This is a genomic window from Candidatus Cyrtobacter comes (assembly GCF_034470605.1).
In the GTDB taxonomy this organism is placed as follows: Bacteria; Pseudomonadota; Alphaproteobacteria; order Rickettsiales; family Midichloriaceae; genus Cyrtobacter; species Cyrtobacter comes.
The window spans coordinates 1-5,073 of record NZ_JARGYT010000084.1 but is presented as its reverse complement, the minus strand read 5'-3'; the positions used below and the strand labels follow the sequence as shown (position 1 = coordinate 5,073).

3 protein-coding genes are annotated in these 5,073 nt (G+C 33.8%); all 3 read right to left on the bottom strand.

The features are described from left to right. Window positions 1-930: 930 nt before the first annotated feature. Entirely contained in the window at window positions 931-2,250 is a 1,320-nt protein-coding gene (gene fliI, locus Cyrtocomes_RS05115; protein WP_322498118.1) for a flagellar protein export ATPase FliI, read from the bottom strand. A 320-nt stretch (window positions 2,251-2,570) separates the two neighbouring features. Continuing rightward, entirely contained in the window at window positions 2,571-3,818 is a 1,248-nt protein-coding gene (hisS, locus tag Cyrtocomes_RS05110; RefSeq protein WP_322498117.1) for a histidine--tRNA ligase, read from the bottom strand. Window positions 3,819-4,026: 208 nt separating this feature from the next. Further along, a complete protein-coding gene (locus Cyrtocomes_RS05105) occupies window positions 4,027-4,857 on the bottom strand; it encodes a hypothetical protein (RefSeq protein ID WP_322498116.1) in 831 nt (276 codons plus the stop codon). Window positions 4,858-5,073: the final 216 nt, after the last annotated feature.

The window sequence follows — 5,073 nt, the reverse complement described above, 5'->3', positions numbered from 1 at the left end:
TTCTTTCTAAATTCTATTGGATATGACATTTTTTCTTTATATAGCATTTATATCATTTTTATCAAAATTAGCATGACATTTTATAACGGATTAGCTATATAGTGAATCTTGGATATTAGAAAACCTAGCACCCTCTGACAATAATTGCCTGATTCACCTTTCATATTGTGTAACATCATATCCTTTCATAGCAATCTCTTCAGCTATTTCATAAAGCTTTTGATCCGCTCCAGATAATGACTGTTTATGCATAAATCAACCTAAGGTTATATAATTAAGCATACCCACTAAATTCTTCTTTATCAATTAGAAAATTGTAATATATATTTTTTATGTATATGCACTATCCAAATATACCAGAAACCTTACTATTTAGCATAGGTCTCTTTCGAAACCTCTATGCTACTCACAACAATCCTGCTCTTAAATGCCATGCCTGAATAATAGCATCTTTGCTTCGCCAATTCATTATTTTTTTTGGGCCCCTGGGATGACCTCAATTAAGACCACTTCATATAGCTAAAGCGTCATAAAAATGGCACATGATTAATTTTAAAAATATGTTAGTTATCATTGGGTTAAATTTAAAAAAGTTACTGTTTATGTAATAATTTTATACTGCTTTAGCTATATCACACTTTAATAATACCTGTGATCAAGCAACGAGAACTCTGTACCCATTTTCACCATTCTTATATGCAGAAACTTTTCACTCATAGCTCTTCTTGCCGTGAAATATGTACGATATTCCATTATATAGCTTTTGAGATGGTGAGATGGGTAATATAGCCTATGCGGCTTAAATCACTATATTTGTTATAGCTCCAAAAACCATGATGCAACACTTCTTTTTATCATCTCCAATATTCTTGTTTATAGCACTTTGCACCACATCCTTTAAAATGCCATATGCAGCAAAAAAGTATGTATTTATTCAAGCGCCATTGCTAACTTCTTATAAGAAGATTCTATATTATCGCTTTGATAGTACTTCTGCGATATAAAATTACACAACTTTGGATAACACTTTATCGCCTCATCTACTTGTAAATCAGATCCGCTTTTATAAGCCCCTATTCTTATCATATCAACCATGTCATCGTATGTAGATAGTATGTTTTTTGCCCTATCTATAAGAGCATTTTCTTCATCAGAGTTACATCTTGGCATTGTTCTTGAAATGCTTTTTAAAACATCTATAGCTGGATATATACCCTTCATAGCTATGGAGCGATCTAAGACAATATGCCCGTCTAATATACCCCTAACAGTATCTGCAATCGGCTCATTATGATCATCACCCTCCACAAGAACGCTATAAAATGCTGTAATCGAACCTTTTCCTATTGGTCCTGGGCCAGATCTTTCAAGTAATTTTGGTAAGTGTGAGAAAACACTCGGGGTATAGCCCTTAGTAGTTGGTGGCTCACCAGCCGCTAGCCCTATCTCTCTTTGCGCCATAGCAAACCTAGTTACATTATCCATCATTAAAAGCACATCTTCACCTAAATCTCTATAATATTCACAAATTGCTGTACTGAGATATGCCGCCTCCCTTCTAATCAATGGCGATTCATCTGATGTTGCTACAACTACCACAGCTTTAGATAGCCCTTCTTCACCTAGATAATCTTCTATAAATTCCCTAACCTCCCTACCCCTTTCTCCTATAAGCGCTATTACTTTTATACCAGTTGAGGCAAATTTTGTAAGCATTGCCATCATCATGGATTTTCCAACACCCGAGCCTGAAAAAATACCCATTCTTTGCCCTTTACAGCAAGTTAGAAATGTATTTAAAGCCCTAATTCCAGTATCTATTTTTCCAGCAACCCTGTTTCTTAAATTTGGCGCTATAGCCTTATTATGCACCTGACACGGTACGTTCCCAATCTCTAGCGGCCCCTTTCCATCTATTGGCTTTGCAAATGCATCAATAACTCTACCCAACCACGCCTTTGTTGGATATATAAAATTCATCTGCGAAAGTAGCGTAACATCAGCACCAGGCCCTATCCCCTTTGTATCCTGAAATGGAAGTAAAACAGAAATTTTACCTTTTATACTAATAACTTCAGCATTTATATGGTTACCACTATTACCATGGATAACGCATCTACTTCCTATGCTTGCAAAATTTTCTATACCGCTAACTTCCAGCATAATACCGCTAACAGAAACTATTTTACCCACAATTCGGTAATCAGGGACCGCAGCTATTGCCGCCTTAATACTTTCTACGTTCTGCATATATACCAATACTAACTTTATATGAAGCTAACAATAATCCAATGTAAAATATAGTTATAAAAAATAAAAATATATTACCTAAAGGCCGCCACTAATAGATAGATAACATAGCTCTGTAAGAATGGATATGTTATTCATTCTTATATGAAGAATTAAATAGATTAGATGGGGTTAAGATATTATATATACACACAATTTATAGTTTTTTGATTTATAAAAAGATCAAATATACAATCAGTTAGCGCTCTTAGTGAACTGCCGCTATGTTTATTGCGATATAATCAAAAAATAATGAATTCTCTGCAAAAAAAGAAATTAATTTATGAATTTAATAAACGCAATTTTTCAAATATATAATTTGGCACACGATGACACTCAATGAATACCTCTTCACCTGATCCCATATCCTTAACTTTATATTTCATACTTCTTATTTCATCTTCACCTATAATAACCGTAAAGCGCGTTTTTGAAGCTCTCTTTATGCATTTTTTCAATGAGGCAAAATACAACATATCAGTTTTTATTCCAAGCCCTCTAAGCAATATAGCGAGCTTCAAACCTTCCATTTCCTGGCTAAGCGTTATCACACTTACCAAGCTATCGCTATTTTCCTCATGGTTATCTACTAACTCCATAAGCCTCTCAATACCTGCCGCCGCACCAACCGCCGGTATATTAAATTTTGAATCCATCATTTTAAACAGGTTATCATACCTACCACCCGCTATAACAGTAGATTGCGCCCCCAATAACTCAGTAGTAAATTCAAAAACTGTATCATTATAATAATCCATGCCTCTAACAAGCTTATTATTTTGAAAATACCGCACTCCTAAAGAATCCAAAATATCTAAAAGTTGCACATAAAATTCCTTAGATCTTTTATTTAAGTAATCCATGATACTAGGAGCACATTTTAGAGCTTCTATATCTTCCTCACTTTTTGAATCTAATACCCTAAGAACATTTTTCTCTATTTTTGCAAGACTCTCTTTTGAAAGGCTATTCTTTTTATCATGTAAATATTTTATTAAAGCACTTTTATAAGCTTCTCTAGATTCAAAATCTCCTATTGTATTAATCTGCAAAGAAACTGCTTCTTTAATACCTAAAGCTTCCACAATTTTTTGGAGCATATATAAAAGCTCCGCATCTGCAAATGGAGAATCCTCACCAAGGAATTCAAAATTTAACTGATGAAACTCTCTATATCTCCCTCTCTGAGGCCGTTCATGTCTAAAAAGTGGCCCATGGCTAAAAAGTTTCAGCGGCATGTTTTGCGTCATCCCACCTGATATTACGGCCCTAGCTATTGCAGCTGTAAACTCTGGTCTTAGAATAAGGCTTCTCTTTTCTCTATCATCAAACGTATAAGTCTCCTTAGAAACTATATCAGAGGTTTCGCCTAATGTTTTCTGAAAAATAGAAGAATATTCTAATATTGGCGTCGATATTTCTGAATATGAGTAACAGAGCGATATATCAGATACCATTTGCAGTATCTTTTTATATAGCACCAGATCTAACCCTATTAAATCCCTAGTGCCCCTTACATTTTGTAACATCTTTTATACAAAAAAATCCCCAAGGTTTTACTCTAGTAATATAGCATTTGCAATAATAGACCTCTTTCAAAAGAGTATCAATTAATTCCACATATTATGAATAAGCGCACAATAAGCTTGAGCCTAAATCTCTTTCCAATATTTCTATATTTATCCACTATAAATATATTTAAAATCTCGCCATTACACTATCTATTACCTTCATAATCTACAAATCGTATTGTCCATTATCATTATGTAGGTCTTCAAGTGTAGTGCCTCCAGGTATATTGCATTCACTTTCAGTTATAGATTTAGCACTCTCAACGAGAAGTTTTCTCTCTAAAAAACAATTTCCTATATATTTATGAAGCTCAGAAATAGAAGAAAAAGTAGCAAGCATTATTTGATCCATTACTTGATCACTTGCTTTAAAAAACCATTTGAATTTTGGTAGAATTAACCTGCTAATTATAGGCGATGTAAATACTAAGATAGTGTCAAAAGCTATAGTATCATGAGTATCATGCCCCTCAGTATTACTCCTTTTCCCAAAGACAGAATACTTAAACACACTAAATAAAAGCACAAACAACTCTCCGATTACAAATTTACCATCTTTGAATCTAGGAATATATGGTTTTTCAGAAAAAATTGCGCTCATCCCATAAAACAATAATGCATCACATCCTACATCCAGAATCATATCTTTTTGTGATGGTACTGATACTTTGATTGCCTCTAATATTTGAACAACATAATCATCAGATAGGCCGTTATATTTTTTATAGTATGAAAGAAGTCCTGGAATAAAGAGATTATGAATAATCTGATAATAGCCAGACCAAAATATAACATAGCTTATAAGATTTCTTGTGAACTCAGTTACTTGCGTTGAAAAAGGTTTTTCTGATTGTAGGATCTCGCTATGCTTTCTCCACCCCGACCCCGACCTTGTTGCTAACCTCTCTCCAAAATTTGTTATAAAGTCATCAGCTCTTTGTACAAAATAAATCCATTCCTCTACATCCAAATTTTCATCATTATATTGGGAATCCATTTCTATAACCATGTGTGAATTAGGTATTTTTAGTTATATGGCGAACCATTATAGCGATTATTTTTAACTGTGCAAAACGCATATGTAAAAACTACGTATTAGGCACTGTTAACAAAGGTTGTATTTAATAGATGCTAAAGCTATAAAGGCAAGGAAAGAGAGATCGGATTTCTCAAATCGTAATGCTAAGCGTCGATTTTCTTTGAGTTTAGCGAA